The sequence below is a fragment of the Streptomyces odontomachi genome (assembly GCF_024435355.1).
GTDB classification, from domain to species: domain Bacteria; phylum Actinomycetota; class Actinomycetes; order Streptomycetales; family Streptomycetaceae; genus Streptomyces; species Streptomyces odontomachi.
Map to the genome: position 1 here is coordinate 208481 of NZ_JAMJWG010000009.1, position 16220 is coordinate 224700.

A 16220-nucleotide genomic window follows, 5' to 3' on the forward strand; every position below is an offset into this window, starting at 1 on the left:
GGTCGCCACCATGGAGAAGATCGCTTTTCTCGGCCTTGGCCACATGGGCGCGGCGATGGCCCGTCACCTGCTGGACTCCGACTACGAGCTGACGGTCTGGAACCGCACCGCGGCCCGGGCGGAGCCGTTCGCCGCCCGCGGTGCGCGGGTGGCCGCCGATCCCGGCGACGCGGTCCGGGACGCCGACGTCGTCATCACCATGCTCACCGACTCCCAGGCGGTGCACACCGTCGCCGAAGCCCTCGTTCCCCGGCTGCGTCCCGGCACCGTCTGGATCGAGATGTCCACCATCGGACCCGAGGCGGTGCAGGAGCTGGCGCGCCGGGTGCCGGACGGCGTGACGCTGGTGGACGCCCCCGTGGTCGGCAGCACCGACAAGGCCGAGGCCGGACAGCTCGGCATCCTGGCGGGCGGCGACGCGGCCGCCGCCGAACCGGTGCTGGCGCACTTCGGCACCGTCACCCGCACCGGCCCGCTCGGCTCGGCCGCCGCGCGCAAACTCATCGTCAACGTGGCGCTGCTGGGCGGCGTCGCCCTGGTCGCTGAGGCACTGGCGCTCGGTGACGCGCTGGGCCTGGACGAGGAGACCGTGCGGCGGACGCTGGCGTCGGGGCCGCTGGCGGGCGCGGTGCCGCGTGCCTTCGCCGAAGGGGTGCACTTCGACATGTCGCTCGCCGTCAAGGACACCGGCCTGGCGACGGACGCCGTGTCGCTGCCCCTGCTGGAGGCGGTACGCGGGCACTACGAGTCGGCCGCAGCCGACCCCGAGCTGGCCCACGTCGACGTCGCCGGTGTCGTCCCGCACATCCGCGGCCGGAAGGCCTGAACCCAACCCGCCCGGGCCGGACGGTGCGCACGGACCGTCCGGCCGGCCGCCGGTGAGCCGGTCGCGCGTCGGGGCCTACCGGCCTCCCGCGCCCTCGCTCCCGGCACCCCTGCCCCCGGCGCCCGCGCCCCCGACGTCGTGGCTGCCCGCCAGCAGCATCAGGAAGTCGCGGAACGCCCCCGGCATGTCCACCGCCTCCGGGTCGAGCAGCCACTGGTACTGCAAGCCGTCCATCACCGCCACCAGGAGCGGCACGGCGCGCTCCGGAGTCAGCCCGCCGGGCAGCACGTCGCCGAACTCGGCGCGCAGCACCTGCGCCATGCTCGCCCGCAGCCGCGCGTACCGCTGGGTGAAGAAGCCGCGCGCCGGGTGGTCCTCCGTGACGCTCTCGCCGAGCAACGCCGAGAAGGTCTGCACGATGCCGGAGCGCATCGTGTTGTACTCGACGAGCGAGGCGAGCAGGTCCAGGCGCCACTGGGCCTCCGGCACCGCGTCCCACTCGTCGCGCTTCTCCAGGACGGCGACCAGCAGCGCCTCCTTCGTGGGGAAGTAGTGCAGCAGGCCCTGCTGGGTGAGGCCGACGCGCTCGGCGACCGCGCTCAGGGTCGCGCCCCGGTAGCCGCGCTCGCCGATCACCTCGAAGGCCGCCCGGAGGATCTCCGCCCGACGTTCGTCCCCCCGCGTCGACTTCCTCGCCCTGGCCGCCATGCCACCCGTGCCCGCCCTTCGCCCGAACTGCCGTCGTGTCAGGACCGTACGGCATCCTTCAATAACGGCGAGATAACTAAATCTACCGATTTACAGGTTGCGGGGGCAGGATGGACCGAACGGCAGGGACCGGGCCGGAAACCGCCGGTCCACCGGCGGCACCGCCGGGCCGTTGGCGAGCGGGACCACGAGCGGCGACCAGCAGGAGGTTCTCCATGGCGGATGCCCGAGCCGACCAGGCGGCGCGGACCGACGTCCGGCCCGGTGGGACGACCGGCCCGGCCGGCCGGACGGCCGAGCCGGCACACGGGGCGGCCGACCCGGACGGTGCGGCGGCCGAACGGCAGCGTGCCGCGGTCGTCGAGGCGGCGCTCGGCACGCTCGGACTCGACGCCAAGACCCGGCTGCTCGCCGGGCAGAACATGTGGTCGCTGCCCGCGCTCCCCGAGATCGGCCTCGGTTCGCTGGTGATGTCGGACGGCCCGATCGGTGTGCGGGGCGTGCGGTGGACCGCGGCCGACCCGTCCGTCGCCCTGCCCTCGCCGACCGCGCTCGCCGCCTCCTTCGACCCGGACCTGGCCCGCCGCGCCGGCACCCTGCTCGCCCAGGAGGCCCGCCGCAAGGGCGTGCACGTCCTGCTCGCGCCGACCGTCAACCTGCACCGCTCGCCGCGCGGCGGCCGGCACTTCGAGACCTACAGCGAGGACCCGTACCTGACGGGCGCGATCGGCACGGGCTACGTGCGAGGCGTGCAGTCCGGCGGCGTCGGCACCACGGTCAAGCACTTCGTGGCCAACGACGCCGAGACCGACCGCTTCACCGTCGACAACATCGTCTCGCCACGCACCCTGCGCGAGCTGTACCTGGCCCCGTTCGAGGCGATCGTCAAGGACGCCAGCCCCTGGGGCGTGATGACCGCCTACAACACCGTCAACGGCATCACCATGACCGAGCACGCCCCCCTCGTGGAGGGCGTGCTGCGCGGCGAGTGGGGCTTCGACGGCATCAACGTCTCGGACTGGACGGCGGCCCGCTCGACCGTCGGCACCATCAACGGCGGCCTCGACCTCGCCATGCCCGGACCCACGACCGTCTTCGGGGCGGCGCTCGCCGCCGCGGTGCGCTCCGGGCAGGTCGAAGAGGCCACCGTGGACCGCGCGGTGCGCCGGGTGCTGATGCTCGCCGCGCGCGTCGGCATCCTCCGGGGCGCCGAGCCGGTGGTGCCCGCCGCCGCCCTGCCCGCCGAGGTCGACGGCCCGGCACTGGCCCGCGAGATCGCCCGCTGCGGCTTCGTCCTGGTACGCAACGAGCCGGTGCCGGGCGGGTCGGTGGGCGACGCTCCGGCGCGTGGCGCGGCGGATTCCGGGACCGCGGACGCCGAGGCCGAGCCCGCGGGCGCGTGGCCCGTGCCCGGCTGGACCGCGGGCGACATGGGCGACGGTGCCGGACCGGGGGCTTCCGCGGGGCAGGAGGGGGCCTCGCGGGAGCCCGGGGCGCGCCCGGTGCTGCCGCTCGACCCGGCCCGCATCGGCACCCTCGCGCTGATCGGTGCCGCGGCGCGCGACGCCCGGGTGCTCGGCGGCGGCTCCGCCACCGTCTTCCCCGACCATGTCGTCTCGCCGCTCGACGGCCTCACCGACGCGCTGCCCGAGTCCACCGTCACCTGGGCGCTGGGCGCCGACCTCAGCGAGGAACTCTCGCCCGCCGACCAGGGCTTCGAGCTGCGTGCCGTCTGCCGTGACGCGTCCGGCACGGTACTCGGCACCGCACCGCTGCCCACCGGCCAGATCCAGTGGATCGGTGACGACCTGCCCGACGGCGTCACCCACGAGACCCTGCACAGCATCGAGATCACCGGCACCTTCACCCCGCGCGAGAGCGGCGCGCACGCCCTGGGCACCCGCGGCCTCGGCGACTTCGTGCTGAGCGTCGGCGGCGCGGCCGTCTACCGGGGCGCGCAGGAGATGGGCGAGGTGTCGGACCCGTTCGAGGCGTTCTTCGGCGAGCCGCTGGAGCGGGCCGGCGTCACGCTCACCGCCGGCGAGCCGGTGCAGGTCTCCCTGCTGAACACGCTCGACCCGCAGTACGCCCCGCCGCTGCCCGGCGTCGTCTTCTCCCTGGTGCACCTGCCGCCGCGGCACGACCCCGACGAGCTGATCGCCGAGGCCGCCGCGGCGGCGCGCGACGCGGACGCCGCCGTGGTGGTCGTCGCCACCACGGAGCGCGTCGAGTCCGAGGGCTTCGACCGCCCCGACCTGGCGCTGCCCGGCCGGCAGGACGAACTGGTACGCGCGGTCGCCGCCGCCAACCCGCGCACCATCGTCGTCGTCAACGCCGGCTCCCCCGTGGAGCTGCCCTGGCGCGACGAGGTCGCCGCGGTCCTGCTCAGCTGGTTCCCCGGCCAGGAGGGCGGCGCGGCCCTGGCCGACGTGCTGCTCGGCGCCGCGGAACCGGGCGGCCGGCTGCCCACCACCTGGGGCGCGCTGCGCGACGCACCGGTGACGGAGGTGACGCCCACCGACGGCACGTTGCACTACTCCGAGGGCGTGTTCATCGGCTACCGCGCCTGGCAGCGTGCCGGACGCACCCCCGTCTACCCCTTCGGACACGGCCTCGGGTACACCGACTGGACGTACGAGTCGCTCGACGTCACGGACACCGCGGCGACGGTACGGCTGCGCAACACCGGCACGCGTACCGGTCGCGAGGTCGTACAGGTCTACGCGGGCCCGGCTGACCGGACCGGGCAGGACGGGCAGGACGGGCAGGGCGGTCCGGGTGGCCTTCCCGGTGCCGCGGGGGGCGTGGACGCCGAGCGTCCGGCCCGTGTGCTGGCCGGATTCGCCGGGGTGACGGCCCAGCCGGGGGAGTGCGTCGAGGTGGTCGTCGCGCTGCACCCCCGGGTCTTCCAGGTCTGGGACGAGAGCGCCACCACATGGGCCCCGGTACCGGGCCCCTACACCATCGAAGCGGGCCGCTCCTCCGCCGACCTGCGGCTGAGGACCGTCACCGAGCGCTGACGGGCGGCCGGTGCGGCGCGGCCCGCCGACCGGCCCACGCCGTCGGCGGGCGGCGAAACCGCGCCCGGCACGGAGCCGTTGCGGACCCGGGAAAACCGGCCCGCAACAGCTTCGTGCCGGATCCTGCGCGAACTCGTCCCGCCCCGGCACCTTGTGGCAGACTCCCGGCCCAAGGCAGACCAGGCCGGGAGTTCGGGGGAAGGCCATGTATCCAGGTCAGCAGGGGCAGCCGGGGCCACAGGGACAGCCGGGGCCACAAGGGCAGCCGGGCCCCTACCAGGGTCCGTATCCGCAGGGCCCCTACCAGGGCGGGCAGCCGTACCCGCCCCAGCAGGGCGCGCCCTACCCGCCGCCGTACCAGGGCCCCGGGGCGCCCGGCCCCTACCCGCCGCAGGGCGGGCCCTACTCGCCGCACGGTGCGCCCTACCCGCCCCAGCAGCAGTACCCGCAGCAGTACCCGCCTCAGCAACCGCAGCCGCAGTCGATCGGCCGGGTCGGCGAGGGGGAGATGCGGCTCGACCCGAATCTGACGGCGCAGCAGCGCACCCTGGTCATCGAGATCCAGAAACGGGTCAAGGTCTACGTCATCGGCTACTTCTTCGGTGTCATGCTCACCGCGGGCGGCATCCACTACGGCATCACCGAGAACGTGAAGGGCTTCGCGGCGGCCGCCGTGGGCGTGGTCGGCCTGGTCGTCGGCACCCTCTTCCACAAGAAGGCCAGGGCCCTGAAGGAGCAGCTGCGGCAGGTCATGCCGGACGCCTGGCGGTCACCGGCGGCCCATCTGCTCAGCGCCCGCCGCGCCGCCACCTGGGCCGCGTACCTGAACGGTCTGCTGACCCTGCTCTCCCTCGGCGCCACCGGCTATCTGCTGTACATGGGCGCGGACTGGGGCGCGTACGGCAACTCCTTCGGCTTCGCCGCGCTGGTGACCGCCGCCGGCATCCCGCTGTCCATGGCGCTCGCCGCCGGCTCCACCATCCCGCAGCTGCTCAAGGTCGTCCCGGCGGGCGCCCGGGTCGGCCAGGCGCTGTACTCGGTGATCATGGCCCTGGGAGCGACCATCGCCATCAAGGGCGACGGGACACCCCAGGTGGTCGGCGCCGTGGTCGGCGTGCTGTGCCTGGGCGCCGTGACCCTGCTCGGCAAGTTCGTCAAGCAGATGCGCGGCGAGACGAGCTGACCTCCGGCCGCGCCTACCGCACCGAGAAGCCGTACACCGTGCGCGAGGAGAACACCTCGCCCGGGCGCAGGACGGTGCTCGGGAACTGCGGGTGGTTCGGCGAGTCGGGGAAGTGCTGGGTCTCCAGGGCGGTGCCCGCGCACGGTCCGTACGGGCCGTCCCCCAGGTAGTCGCCGGTGTACAGCTGGAGGCCCGGCTCGGTGGTGGCCACCGTCAGCACCCGGCCGGACGTCGGATCGTGCAGCTCCGCCACTTCCTCCGCATCCGCGGTGCGGCCCTTGTCCAACACGTAGTTGTGGTCGTACCCGGTGCCGGTCTTGCGTGGTTCGCGGAAGTCGAAACGGGTGTCGGCGACGGGGGTGAAGGCGCCGGTGGGAATGCGCTCGGCGTCGACCGGGGTGATGCGCGAAGCGGCGATCCGCAGCTCGTGGCCGCTCGCGGTGCCGGAGTCGGCGCCGCTCAGGTTCCAGTACGAGTGGTTGGTCGGGTTCAGCACGGTCGGGGCGTCGGTGACGGCTTCGTAGGCGAGGGACAGCGCCCCCGACGCGTCGAGCGTGAAGGTCGCCGAGATCTCCACGCGGCCCGGGAAGCCCTCCTCGCCGTGCGGGCTCACCCGGGACAGGCGCACCCCGTCCGGCACCGGCTCGGCGTCCCAGACGTGCTTGTCGAAACCGCCGTCGCCGCCGTGCAGGAGATTGCGCCCCTCGTTGGGGGTCAGGTGGTGGACCCGGTCGTCCAGGGGGAAGCGGGCCTGCCCGATGCGGTTGGCGTACCGGCCCACCAGCGCGCCGAAATACGGTGAGGGGTGCTCCAGATAGTCGTCGAGGGTGTCGAAGCCGAGCGTGATCTCGGCGGTGTCACCCTCCCGGCCCGGGACACGCACCGACTGCACGATGCCGCCGTACGTCAGGACGCACACCTGCACCCCGGCGCGCCGCAGGATCCAGCGGTGTACGGGCGTGCCGTCGGGCAGCGCACCGAAAGGTTGAGTCTCCATGATCGAAACTTTACGCGGAAACGATGCGCCTCAGGAGACCGCCTAGTCGGTGGTCACCTTGCGGTAGGCGATTTCGGCCAGCCGGGACTGGCCGTCGCGGCTGGGGTGGAACCAGTCCCAATGGCTCAACTGCGCGGTGCTGAACCGGTAGTCGAAGACCGCGTCGTCGTCGAACCGGCACAGCGCGTCCGTCGCGCAGACCTCCTTGAGTACCTTGTTGTAGGCCACCACCCGGGACTGCACCTTGTCCCGCCGCTCGTTCGCCGCGGTGTTCCTGGCGTCGGCGTCCGCCAGCATCGACGGGCAGATGCCACCCAGCTTCCAGATCTGCTTGCCGAGCGGGCTGGTGCGTCCCTGGGACCACAGCCGCTTCAGGTTCGGCACGCTCGCCACGTACACCTCCGTCTTCGGCAGCGTCTCGCGCAGCGTGTCCAGCGACTTCTCGAAGCCCGCCCGGAACTCCTCCACCGACGTCATCTGGCTGGTCGAGTCACGGCAGGCGTCATTGGCGCCGATCATCACCGTCACCAGCTCCGGGCGGTGCTTGGCCGCCTTGCGGAGCTGACCGGGCAGATCCTCGATACGGGCGCCCGTGACGGCGTCGTTCCAGCTGTGGTCGGCGGCCCGCCGGCCCAGGAGCCGCACGGCGAGGCTGTGCACGTCGCTGTCCGAACCGGTCGACCAGGACACCTTGGGACAGTCGGCCAGGGCCGAGCACGCGTCGAAGCCCCGCGTTATGGAGTCGCCCACGGCGGCCACCGAGCGCGGGGTGGTGTCCCACCGCACCGTCGGCTTCGGCGCCGGCTTCCCCGACGCCGAGGCGTTGCGCGGCTCGGGGGCCCCGTGCACCGCGGCGTCGCAGGCGGTGAGTGTGACGGCGCCGAGCACCGCCGCCGCCACGGCGGTGACGGTGGCGGTCTGGCGGCGGCAGGTGCGCATCCCCGGGTCCCCCTGTGGTCTCACGGTCCATGGGCGCCGGCGGACGCCCATCGTCGATCCGGCGGCCGGACGGCTGCGGTGGCCGGCCGCGCCCCGTTCATCATGTCCGCGAGCATGCACGGGAGATGTCATGGTCCTGTCTGGTTCTGGTACGGGTCTCTTCCGCGTCTCTTCCGGGTGTCATCCGGGCGCCTTTCGGACCTCTTTCGGGTGCCTTGAAGGTCATGTCGTGTGCCCTACCGTCCGCTCCGTACAGGCAAGGCGTCCCTGCGAGTGAAACGGTGGCGTTTTGGCCCCACGGGACGGACAGTACGTCACACTCCTTGCCCCGCCGCACGGTAGCCTCGGCCCCGTGGCAGCCGGGTCACCATGGGACGGCGGCGACAGGCCGCCGGCCGACCCGTGGCAGTCCGCTGGTGCAGTTCCGCTAAATTACATCACGTCACATCTGTCCCTTTTGAGGAATATTGCTCGGCACAGGCGCGAGGCCGTCGGCACAGGCACCCCGCGTCCCACCCTGGAGGTCCCGGTGACGACTCGTGGAGTTCTGTACGTGCACTCGGCACCACGCGCGCTGTGCCCGCACGTCGAATGGGCGGTCGCGGGCGTGCTCGGTACCCGCGTCAACCTCGACTGGATCCGCCAGCCGGCGGCCCCCGGCACCTGGCGCAGCGAATTCTCCTGGCAGGGCGAGGTGGGCACCGCCTCCAAGCTGGCGTCGGCGCTGCGGGGTTGGCATCTGCTGCGCTTCGAGGTGACCGCGGAGCCGTGCGCCACCGCCGAAGGCGAGCGCTACAGCGCCACGCCCGACCTCGGTATCTTCCACGCCGTCACCGGCATCCACGGCGACATCCTGATCCCCGAGGACCGCCTGCGCGCTGCGCTGGCCCGGGCGCAGCGCGAGGAGGCCGACCTCCAGGCGGAGATCGCCAAGCTCCTCGGCAAGCCGTGGGACGACGAACTGGAACCTTTCCGCTATGCGGGTGAAGGTGCGCCGGTTCGTTGGTTGCACCAAGTGGTCTGAGGGCCCCCGGTGCGCTCCCCGGCGGGGTCACGCACGGCGTCCCTAAAGGGGCGCGGGGAACTGCGCGACCAGCCTCGACGAGACCGTCGGGTCGTCACCGTCCCGAAGGGGCTGTTTCCGTCGTGTCCGGACCACCGGCCGGTGGTGGGTTGCGCGCGCAGTTCCCCGCGCCCCTTTAGGGACGCCGTGCGTGACGTGGGCGCAGGGGCGCTCTGCCAAGGGGCCGTGCCCCTCACCGTGCGCACCGTCGACGCGCAGCGTCAGGCGGTGTGGCGGAACGCCAGGACCACGTTGTGGCCGCCGAAGCCGAAAGAGTCGTTCAGGGCGACGACCGAGCCCTGTCGCGGCAGCTCCCGCGGCTCGTTGCAGACCACGTCCGCCACCGTCGCCTCCGGGTCGAGCTCGGTGACGTTGATGGTCGGCGGAGCCACCCGGTTCCGCAGCGCGAGGATCGCCGCCACCGACTCGATGCCGCCCGCACCGCCGAGCAGGTGGCCGGTCATCGACTTCGTCGAGGCGACCGCCATGTGGTCGGCGTGGTCGCCGAACACCTTCCGCAGCGCCTTGAGCTCGGCGATGTCGCCGGCCGGCGTCGACGTGGCATGCGCATTGACGTGCACGATCTCGGCGAGGTCGAGGCCGGTGTTCTGGACCAGGTTCTGTAGCGCGTGCGCGATTCCGTTGCCGCTCGGGTCGGGCTGCACGATGTCATGGCTGTCGGCGGAGATGCCCTGGCCGAGCGCCTCCGCGTAGACCCGCGCCCCGCGCGCCTTGGCGTGCTCCTCGGACTCCAGGATCACCACGCCCGCGCCCTCGCCGAGCACGAACCCGTTGCGGTTCACGTCGAAGGGGCGTGACGCACCCTGCGGGTCGTCGTTGTTCTTGGACATCGCCATCATGTTGCCGAACGCGGCGATCGGCAGCGGGTGGATGGCCGCCTCGGTGCCGCCGGCGACGACCACCTCGGCACGTCCGGTGCGGATCATCTCGATGCCGTAGCCGATCGCCTCCGCACCGGACGCACACGCCGAGACCGGGGTGTGCACACCGGCCCTGGCGTTCACGGACAGGCCGACGTTGGCGGACGGGCCGTTCGGCATCAGCATCGGGACGGTGTGCGGGGAGACCCGGCGCACGCCCTTCTCGCGCAGGATGTCGTACTGGCCGAGCAGGGTCGTCACCCCGCCGATGCCGGAGGCGATGACCGTGCCGACCCGATCCGGGTCGACCGTTCCGTCCTCGCCCGCCTTGCCGGTGAAACCGGCGTCCGACCAGGCCTGCTGGGCCGCGACCAGCGCGAACTGCGCCGAGCGGTCCAGCCGGCGTGCCTGCGTGCGGGGAATGATCTCCCCGGGCTCCACGGCGATCTGAGCAGCGATGCGGACCGGCATGTCGGTGGCCCACTCCTGCTGGAGGTGGCTGACGCCGGACCGGCCGGCGATGAGGCCTTCCCAGGTGGAAGCCGCGTCGCCACCCAGCGGTGTGGTTGCGCCGATACCGGTGACGACCACGGTGCGCTTGGTCGAGTTCACAGGAATTCTCTCTTCGCGATTCGAGGGATGCGAGGGATATGGCGGCGCCACCGCCGGGTGGCGGCAGGCACAGGCGTCAAGCCCGATTCAGGACTGGTGCTTGAGGATGTACTCGGTGGCGTCGCCGACGGTCTTGAGGTTCTTGACGTCGTCGTCCGGGATCTTGACGTCGAAACGCTCCTCCGCGGCGACGACGACCTCGACCATGGACAGCGAGTCGACATCCAGGTCATCGGTGAAGGACTTGTCCAGTTCGACGTCCTCGACCGGGATGCCCGCGATCTCGTTCACGATCTCGGCAAGACCGGAGACGATCTCTTCCTGAGTGGCGGCCATGTTCGGCGCTCCTTCGATGTGTATCCAAAAGGGGGTGCGACTCCCGCAGGAAAGCTCGCTCCACGCGGGAGGTTCGGACCGCTTCGCAGACGATGTCGCCGCGAAAGATCCTTTTGTTGCTCAGGGGAGGGTAACGACCGTGGCCGCGTATGCGAGGCCCGCCCCGAAGCCGATGACGAGCGCGGTGTCTCCGCTCTTCGCCTCGCCGGTCGCCAGGAGCCGCTCCATTGCGAGCGGGATCGAGGCGGCCGAGGTGTTGCCGGTGGTCTCCACGTCACGGGCGACCGTGACCGACTCCGGCAGCTTCAACGTCTTCACCATCGAGTCGATGATCCGCATGTTGGCCTGGTGCGGAATGAAGACATCCAGGTCGCTCGGGCTGATCCCGGCCGCGTCCAGCGCCTGCTGGGCGACCTTCGCCATCTCGAACACGGCCCAGCGGAACACCGCCTGGCCCTCCTGCGTGATCGCGGGAAATCTCTCGGGCCGGTGCGCGTCGTCGCGGTAGTCCGACCACCACACCGTCTGCTTGATGGTCTCCGACTTGTCGCCTTCGGACCCCCAGACCGTGGGCCCGATCGCCGGCTCCTTCGAGGGTCCGACGACCGCGGCGCCCGCCCCGTCACCGAACAGGAAGGCGGTCTTGCGGTCGGTGAGGTCGGTCAGGTCCGACAGCCGTTCCACGCCGATGACCAGCGCGTACTCGGCCGTGCCATCCACCACGAGCCCCTTGGCGAGGGTGAGGCCGTAGCCGAAGCCGGCACAGCCCGCCGAGATGTCGAAGGCGGCGGCCTTGTCCGTACCGAGCTGGTCCGCGATCAGCGTCGCCACCGCCGGCGTCTGCCGGAAGTTGGAGACGGTCGAGACGATGACGGCGCCGATCTGCTCCGGGGCTATTCCGGCGTCGGCGATCGCCTTGCCGGAGGCCTCCAGGGCCATCGCAGCGACGGTCTCCTCGTCGTTCGCCCAGTGCCGGGTCACGATGCCGGAGCGGGAGCGGATCCACTCGTCGGACGAGTCGATCGTCTCCAGGATCACCTCGTTGGGGACCACACGGACCGGTCGGTAGCCTCCCACGCCCAGGATGCGCGCATGCGGGGCGCCTTTGCTCGGCTTGATCTTCGACATGCTCTCGGGCTCCTTGTCAGGCCGTGGTGTGGGCGACCGTGGTGTGGGCGGGCCGGGCTGCGTCGGTGGCAGGGGCGGACTCCCGCAGCAGCTCGCGGGCCGCGTCGAGGTCGTCCGGTGTCTTCAGCGCCAGCGTCCGCACGCCCTTCAGGGCACGCTTGGCGAGGCCGATCAGGGTGCCGCCCGGGCACACCTCCACGACCGCGGTGGCGCCTCGTTCGGCGAAGGTCTCCATGCACAGGTCCCAGCGCACCGGATTGGCGACCTGGCCCACCAGGCGCTCGATGACCTCGCCACCGGAGGTGACCACGTGGCCGTCCCGGTTGGAGACGTAGGTGAGCGCCGGGTCGGCCGGGGTGAGCGTCTCGGCGGCGCGCCTGAGGCGGTCGACCGCGGGCGCCATGTGGTGCGTGTGGAAGGCGCCGGCGACCTTCAGCGGCACCACCTTGCGCACGCCCTCGGGCTTGTCGGCGGCGAGCGCGGCGAGCTGCTCGGCGGTGCCGGCGGCCACGATCTGGCCCGCGCCGTTCACGTTCGCCGGGGTCAGGCCGAGGCGCTCCAGGTGCGGTACGGCGACCTCGGGGTCGCCCCCGAGCAGGGCCGCCATGCCGGTCTCGGTGACCGCGGCAGCCTCCGCCATGGCCAGGCCGCGTTCCCGTACGAAGGCGAGCGCCGCGGTCTCGTCCAGCACCCCGGCGAGCGCGGCCGCCGTGATCTCGCCGACGCTGTGGCCGGCCAGGATGCCGGGCGCGGGCAGGCCGGACGAGCCGTCGGCGGCCGGTTCAGCGGCGGCCGGCCATGAGCCGAGCGGCGCCTGCGCCAGCGCGGACACCGACAGCAGGCCCGCGGCCACCAGCAGCGGCTGTGCCACGGCGGTGTCCCGGATGGCGTCGGCGTCGGCCTTCGTCCCGTAGTGGACGAGGTCGAGTTCGATCGCATCCGACCATGCGGCGAGCCGGTCGGCGGCGCCGGGAAGATCGAGCCAGGGAGTCAGAAAACCAGGCGCCTGGGCGCCTTGACCGGGAGCGACGAGTACGAGCACTGTCCCACTCTCTCCTGTTGGCGGCCTGACCCGCCCGTGGGGACAGGGACGAAGAACCGTAGGGGGAATTGTAGTTCCCCCACAAAACCCTAGAGCTGTCCATCTGCTTCGACCAAGCGTCCCAAGATCAGTGCGATCCGCAGGGTGAATGCGGAGCGGACGTCGGAGGGCGACCAGCCGGTGACGTCAGTCACACGTCGAAGCCGGTAGCGGACGGTATTCGGATGCACGAAGAGCATCCGGGCGGCGCCTTCCAGGCTGCTCGCTTGTTCCAGATAGACACTCAGCGTCTCCAGCAGTGCCGAGCCCGCTTCCTCCAGCGGTCTGTAGATCTCCTCCACCAACTGTTCCCTGGCGGAGGGGTCGCCCGCGATCGCGCGCTCTGGAAGCAGATCATCCGCCAGGACCGGCCGCGGCGCGTCCTGCCACGCCGAACATGCCTTGAGTCCGGCGGCCGCGGCCTTCGCCGACCGGGTCGCGGCGAGCAGGTCGGGCAGTACCGGACCGGCCACCACCGGGCCCGCCGCGAACGGCCCGATCAGGCCCTTGGCCACCTTCAGCGGGTCGTCGCTGCCGCCCGCGATGACCACCAGCCGGTCACCCAGCACCCCCGTCAGGACCTGGAGCTTGGCGTGCCGGCCGGCCCGCCGGATGGCCTCCACGGTGAGCTCGCTGTCACCGTCCGGCGCGGTGCCCAACACCACGCACACATGGTCGGGGGAGTTCCAGCCGAGCGCGGCGGCCCGTGAGACGGTGCCCTCGTCGGCCTCGCCGGACAGCACGGCGTTGACGACCAGCGATTCGAGGCGGGCGTCCCAGGCGCCGCGCGCCTCCGCCGCCTGCGCGTACACCTGGGCGGTCGCGAAGGCGATCTCCCGGGCGTAGACGAGCAGCGCCTCACGCAGGGCGGACTCGTCGCCGGGTGCCGCGACCTCCTCTATCGCGGACTCCATCACCTCGATCGTGGTGCGCACCATCTCCACGGTCTGCCGTAGCGTGATCGCCCGGGTCAGCTCGCGCGGTGCGGTGCCGAAGACGTCCGTGGAGATCGCCTGCGGGGCGTCGGGGTGCCGGAACCACTCCGTGAACGCGGCGATGCCCGCCTGTGCGACCAGCCCGATCCAGGAGCGGTTCTCCGGGGGCATCGCCCGGTACCAGGGGAGCGTCTCGTCCATGCGCGCGATGGCCTGCGCGGCGAGATTGCCGGACGACTTCTCCAGCCGCTTCAGCGTCCGGGCGTGTGCGTGGCCCGGCTGCGCACCCTCGTGCGCTGCCTGCGGGTCCGGCGTCGACGCACGGTGTGCTGCGGTGTCACTCTTGCTGGCTTCGGGTTCTGGCACAGGGACAAGACTGCCTTATCGGTACGGCCCTGTCCGGTGCCGGGTCTACCGTGGATGCCGTGATGGATGTGAGGCGGTCCGCCGCGCGGCGGCGTGGGGGAGACAGCGCCGCCGGAATCGAGTCCCTGCACGCGTTCTCCTTCGGGTCCCACTACGACCCGGACAACCTCCGCTTCGGCGCGGTCATCGCCTGCAACGAGGAGCGTCTGGCGCCCGGCGCGGGCTTCGACGAGCACCCGCACAGCCACACGGAGATCGTGACCTGGGTCATCGAGGGCGAGCTGACCCACCGCGACTCGGCGGGCAACACCTGTGTCGTCGGCCCCGGTGACGTACAGCACCTCAGCGCGGGCGGCGGCATACGGCACGTGGAGTGCAACGAGGGCCCGGACCCGCTGGTCTTCCTCCAGATGTGGCTCGCCCCGCTGGACCCCGGCGGTGACCCCGCCTACCACGTGGTGCGCGGCATCGCGGACGCCACGCCCTACGCGCTCCCCGCGGCCGGCGCCCTGCTCCACGTACGCCGGCTCCACCCCAGCGAGCGCACCGCCCTCCCCGACGCCCCGCACGTCTACGCCCATGTGGTGAGCGGCCGGATACGCGTCGCGGGCACCGTGCTCACCCCCGGTGACGCGGCCCGCATCACCGCGGCGGAGGATCTGGTGGCACAGGCACCGCGGGGCGAGGGGGCGGAACTGCTGGTGTGGGAAATGACGTGACCGCCACGCGCCTCGCCCCCGGGCGGCCGCTACTTCCGGTACTTCCGGTCAACAGCCTTAGCCCCGCGTGACAGCGTCATGGACGTCATGGACGTCACGGACGCCGGAACTCCTGGAGCACCGCATCCGTGAAGCCCGGCCAGACCTCCACCGCCCAGGGCCCGAACGCCCGGTCCGTCAGCACCGTGCAGGCCAGCTCCGCGTCCGGGTCCACCCAGAGGAAGGTGCCGGACTGCCCGAAGTGCCCGAACGTCCGCGATGAGGAGCTCGCCCCCGTCCAGTGCGGGGCCTTGCCGTCCCTGATCTCGAAGCCGAGTCCCCAGTCGTTCGGGTTCTGGTGGCCGTACCCCGGCAGCACCCCCTTCGTCCCCGGGTACTGCACCGTCATCGCCTCCGCCACCGTGCGCGGGTCGAGCAGCCGGGGTGCCTGGAGCTCGGCCGCGAACCGTGCCAGGTCGGTGACGCTCGACACCCCGTCCTTGGCGGGCGAGCCGCCGCCCTCCAGCGCCGTCGCCGTCATCCCGAGCGGCTCCCACACCGCCTGGCGCAGATACTCGGCGAACGGGATGTCCGTGGCCTTGGCGACGTGGTCGCCCAGCACCTCGAAGCCCGCGTTGGAGTAGAGCCGCCGGACGCCGGGCTCGGCCGTCACACGGTGCTCGTCGAACGCGAGCCCGCTGGTGTGCGCCAGCAGATGCCGCACCGTCGAGCCCGCGGGCCCGGCCGCCTCGTCGAGGTCGATCGCCCCCTCCTCGTACGCCACGAGCACGGCGTACGCGGCGAGCGGCTTCGTGACCGAGGCCAGCGGAAACGTACGGTCAACCGGACCGTACGTTCCGACAACCGTCCCGTCCCCCCGGACGACGGCCGCGGCGGCGGCCGAAACCGGCCATGTCTCGATCAACGCCAAGCTCTGCATGCCCCGAGGGTAACGACCCCCCACACGGCGACCCGTTCCGGGCCAGCCGCCCCGACGCGGCCGTCGGTTCGCCACCGTCCGTAGGGGGGTGTTTCTGTCGTGTCCGGACCACCTGCTGGTGGTGGGTCGCTCGCGCAGTTCCCCGCGCCCCTTGAGGGGCATCCGTGTGATCGGGGCGGGCACGACGCCCGTAAGCAAAGGGGCGCGGGACTGTGACATTGTGCGGCTCCGCCGCGTGGGCGCGACCAGCCCCGACGAGGCCGTCGGTTCGCCCACCGTTCCGTAGCGGGGTGTTTCTGTCGTGTTCGGACCACCTGCTGGTGGTGGGTCGCTCGCGCAGTTCCCCGCGCCCCTTGAGGGGGACCCTGCGACCAGGGGCACGCACGACGCCCGCAAAAAAGGGGCGCGGGACTGTGACATTGTGCGGCTCCGCCGCGTGGGCGCGACAAGCCCAGACGAAGCCGTCAGTTCGCCACCGTCCGTGGGGGCTGTCTCTGTCGTATCCGG

At 72.2% G+C, this 16220-nt stretch carries 14 protein-coding genes; 5 read left to right on the forward strand and 9 right to left on the reverse strand.

Annotation, left to right across the window (positions count from 1 at the left end):
* Window positions 1-10 precede the first annotated feature (10 nt).
* Window positions 11-826, forward strand: a complete 816-nt coding sequence (locus tag NQO67_RS20305) for an NAD(P)-dependent oxidoreductase (protein ID WP_255951488.1) — start codon at window positions 11-13, stop codon at window positions 824-826.
* A gap of 75 nt (window positions 827-901) precedes the next feature.
* Here NQO67_RS20305 and NQO67_RS20310 read toward each other — a convergent pair whose 3' ends face one another.
* Window positions 902-1534 (reverse strand): TetR/AcrR family transcriptional regulator, encoded by a 633-nt coding sequence (locus tag NQO67_RS20310; protein WP_255951489.1) that lies wholly within the window; start codon window positions 1532-1534, stop codon window positions 902-904.
* Between the two features lie 215 nt (window positions 1535-1749).
* On the opposite strand from NQO67_RS20310, the gene NQO67_RS20315 reads away from it, so the two are divergent.
* Both NQO67_RS20315 and NQO67_RS20320 read left to right on the forward strand, forming a co-directional pair.
* A complete protein-coding gene (locus tag NQO67_RS20315; RefSeq protein ID WP_255951490.1) occupies window positions 1750-4554 on the forward strand; it encodes a beta-glucosidase in 2805 nt (934 codons plus the stop codon).
* A gap of 205 nt (window positions 4555-4759) precedes the next feature.
* Window positions 4760-5737 carry a hypothetical protein gene (locus NQO67_RS20320; protein ID WP_255951491.1) on the forward strand — a complete coding sequence of 326 codons (978 nt, stop codon included), beginning with the start codon at window positions 4760-4762 and terminating at the stop codon, window positions 5735-5737.
* 13 nt (window positions 5738-5750) lie between these two features.
* Here the strand turns inward: NQO67_RS20320 and NQO67_RS20325 are convergent, their stop codons facing one another.
* Complete coding sequence (locus NQO67_RS20325) at window positions 5751-6734, reverse strand: aldose epimerase family protein (protein WP_255951492.1); 984 nt, start codon at window positions 6732-6734, stop codon at window positions 5751-5753.
* 42 nt (window positions 6735-6776) lie between these two features.
* Entirely contained in the window at window positions 6777-7673 is an 897-nt protein-coding gene (locus NQO67_RS20330) for an SGNH/GDSL hydrolase family protein (RefSeq protein WP_255951493.1), read from the reverse strand.
* A gap of 529 nt (window positions 7674-8202) precedes the next feature.
* On the opposite strand from NQO67_RS20330, the gene NQO67_RS20335 reads away from it, so the two are divergent.
* Window positions 8203-8697 carry a DUF3145 domain-containing protein gene (locus NQO67_RS20335; RefSeq protein ID WP_255951494.1) on the forward strand — a complete coding sequence of 165 codons (495 nt, stop codon included), beginning with the start codon at window positions 8203-8205 and terminating at the stop codon, window positions 8695-8697.
* Window positions 8698-8957: 260 nt separating this feature from the next.
* On the opposite strand, the gene NQO67_RS20340 is transcribed toward NQO67_RS20335, so the two are convergent.
* The 5 genes from NQO67_RS20340 to NQO67_RS20360 all read right to left on the reverse strand — a co-directional run bounded on the left by NQO67_RS20340 (window position 8958) and on the right by NQO67_RS20360 (window position 14075).
* Window positions 8958-10229 carry a beta-ketoacyl-[acyl-carrier-protein] synthase family protein gene (locus tag NQO67_RS20340; protein ID WP_255951495.1) on the reverse strand — a complete coding sequence of 424 codons (1272 nt, stop codon included), beginning with the start codon at window positions 10227-10229 and terminating at the stop codon, window positions 8958-8960.
* Window positions 10230-10316: 87 nt separating this feature from the next.
* Window positions 10317-10565, reverse strand: a complete 249-nt coding sequence (locus NQO67_RS20345; RefSeq protein WP_255951496.1) for an acyl carrier protein — start codon at window positions 10563-10565, stop codon at window positions 10317-10319.
* A gap of 120 nt (window positions 10566-10685) precedes the next feature.
* The gene (locus NQO67_RS20350) at window positions 10686-11693 is read right to left on the reverse strand and encodes a ketoacyl-ACP synthase III (protein ID WP_255951497.1); all 1008 of its coding nucleotides are present in this window, start codon (window positions 11691-11693) and stop codon (window positions 10686-10688) included.
* A gap of 16 nt (window positions 11694-11709) precedes the next feature.
* Window positions 11710-12735, reverse strand: a complete 1026-nt coding sequence (locus NQO67_RS20355; RefSeq protein ID WP_255951498.1) for an ACP S-malonyltransferase — start codon at window positions 12733-12735, stop codon at window positions 11710-11712.
* Window positions 12736-12824: 89 nt separating this feature from the next.
* A complete protein-coding gene (locus tag NQO67_RS20360; RefSeq protein WP_255951499.1) occupies window positions 12825-14075 on the reverse strand; it encodes a PucR family transcriptional regulator in 1251 nt (416 codons plus the stop codon).
* A 62-nt stretch (window positions 14076-14137) separates the two neighbouring features.
* Between NQO67_RS20360 and NQO67_RS20365 the strand changes: the two genes are divergently transcribed.
* On the forward strand, window positions 14138-14794 hold the full coding sequence (locus NQO67_RS20365) for a pirin family protein (RefSeq protein WP_255951656.1): 657 nt from the start codon (window positions 14138-14140) through the stop codon (window positions 14792-14794).
* A gap of 94 nt (window positions 14795-14888) precedes the next feature.
* On the opposite strand, the gene NQO67_RS20370 is transcribed toward NQO67_RS20365, so the two are convergent.
* On the reverse strand, window positions 14889-15713 hold the full coding sequence (locus NQO67_RS20370; protein WP_255951500.1) for a serine hydrolase domain-containing protein: 825 nt from the start codon (window positions 15711-15713) through the stop codon (window positions 14889-14891).
* Between the last annotated feature and the right edge of the window lie 507 nt (window positions 15714-16220).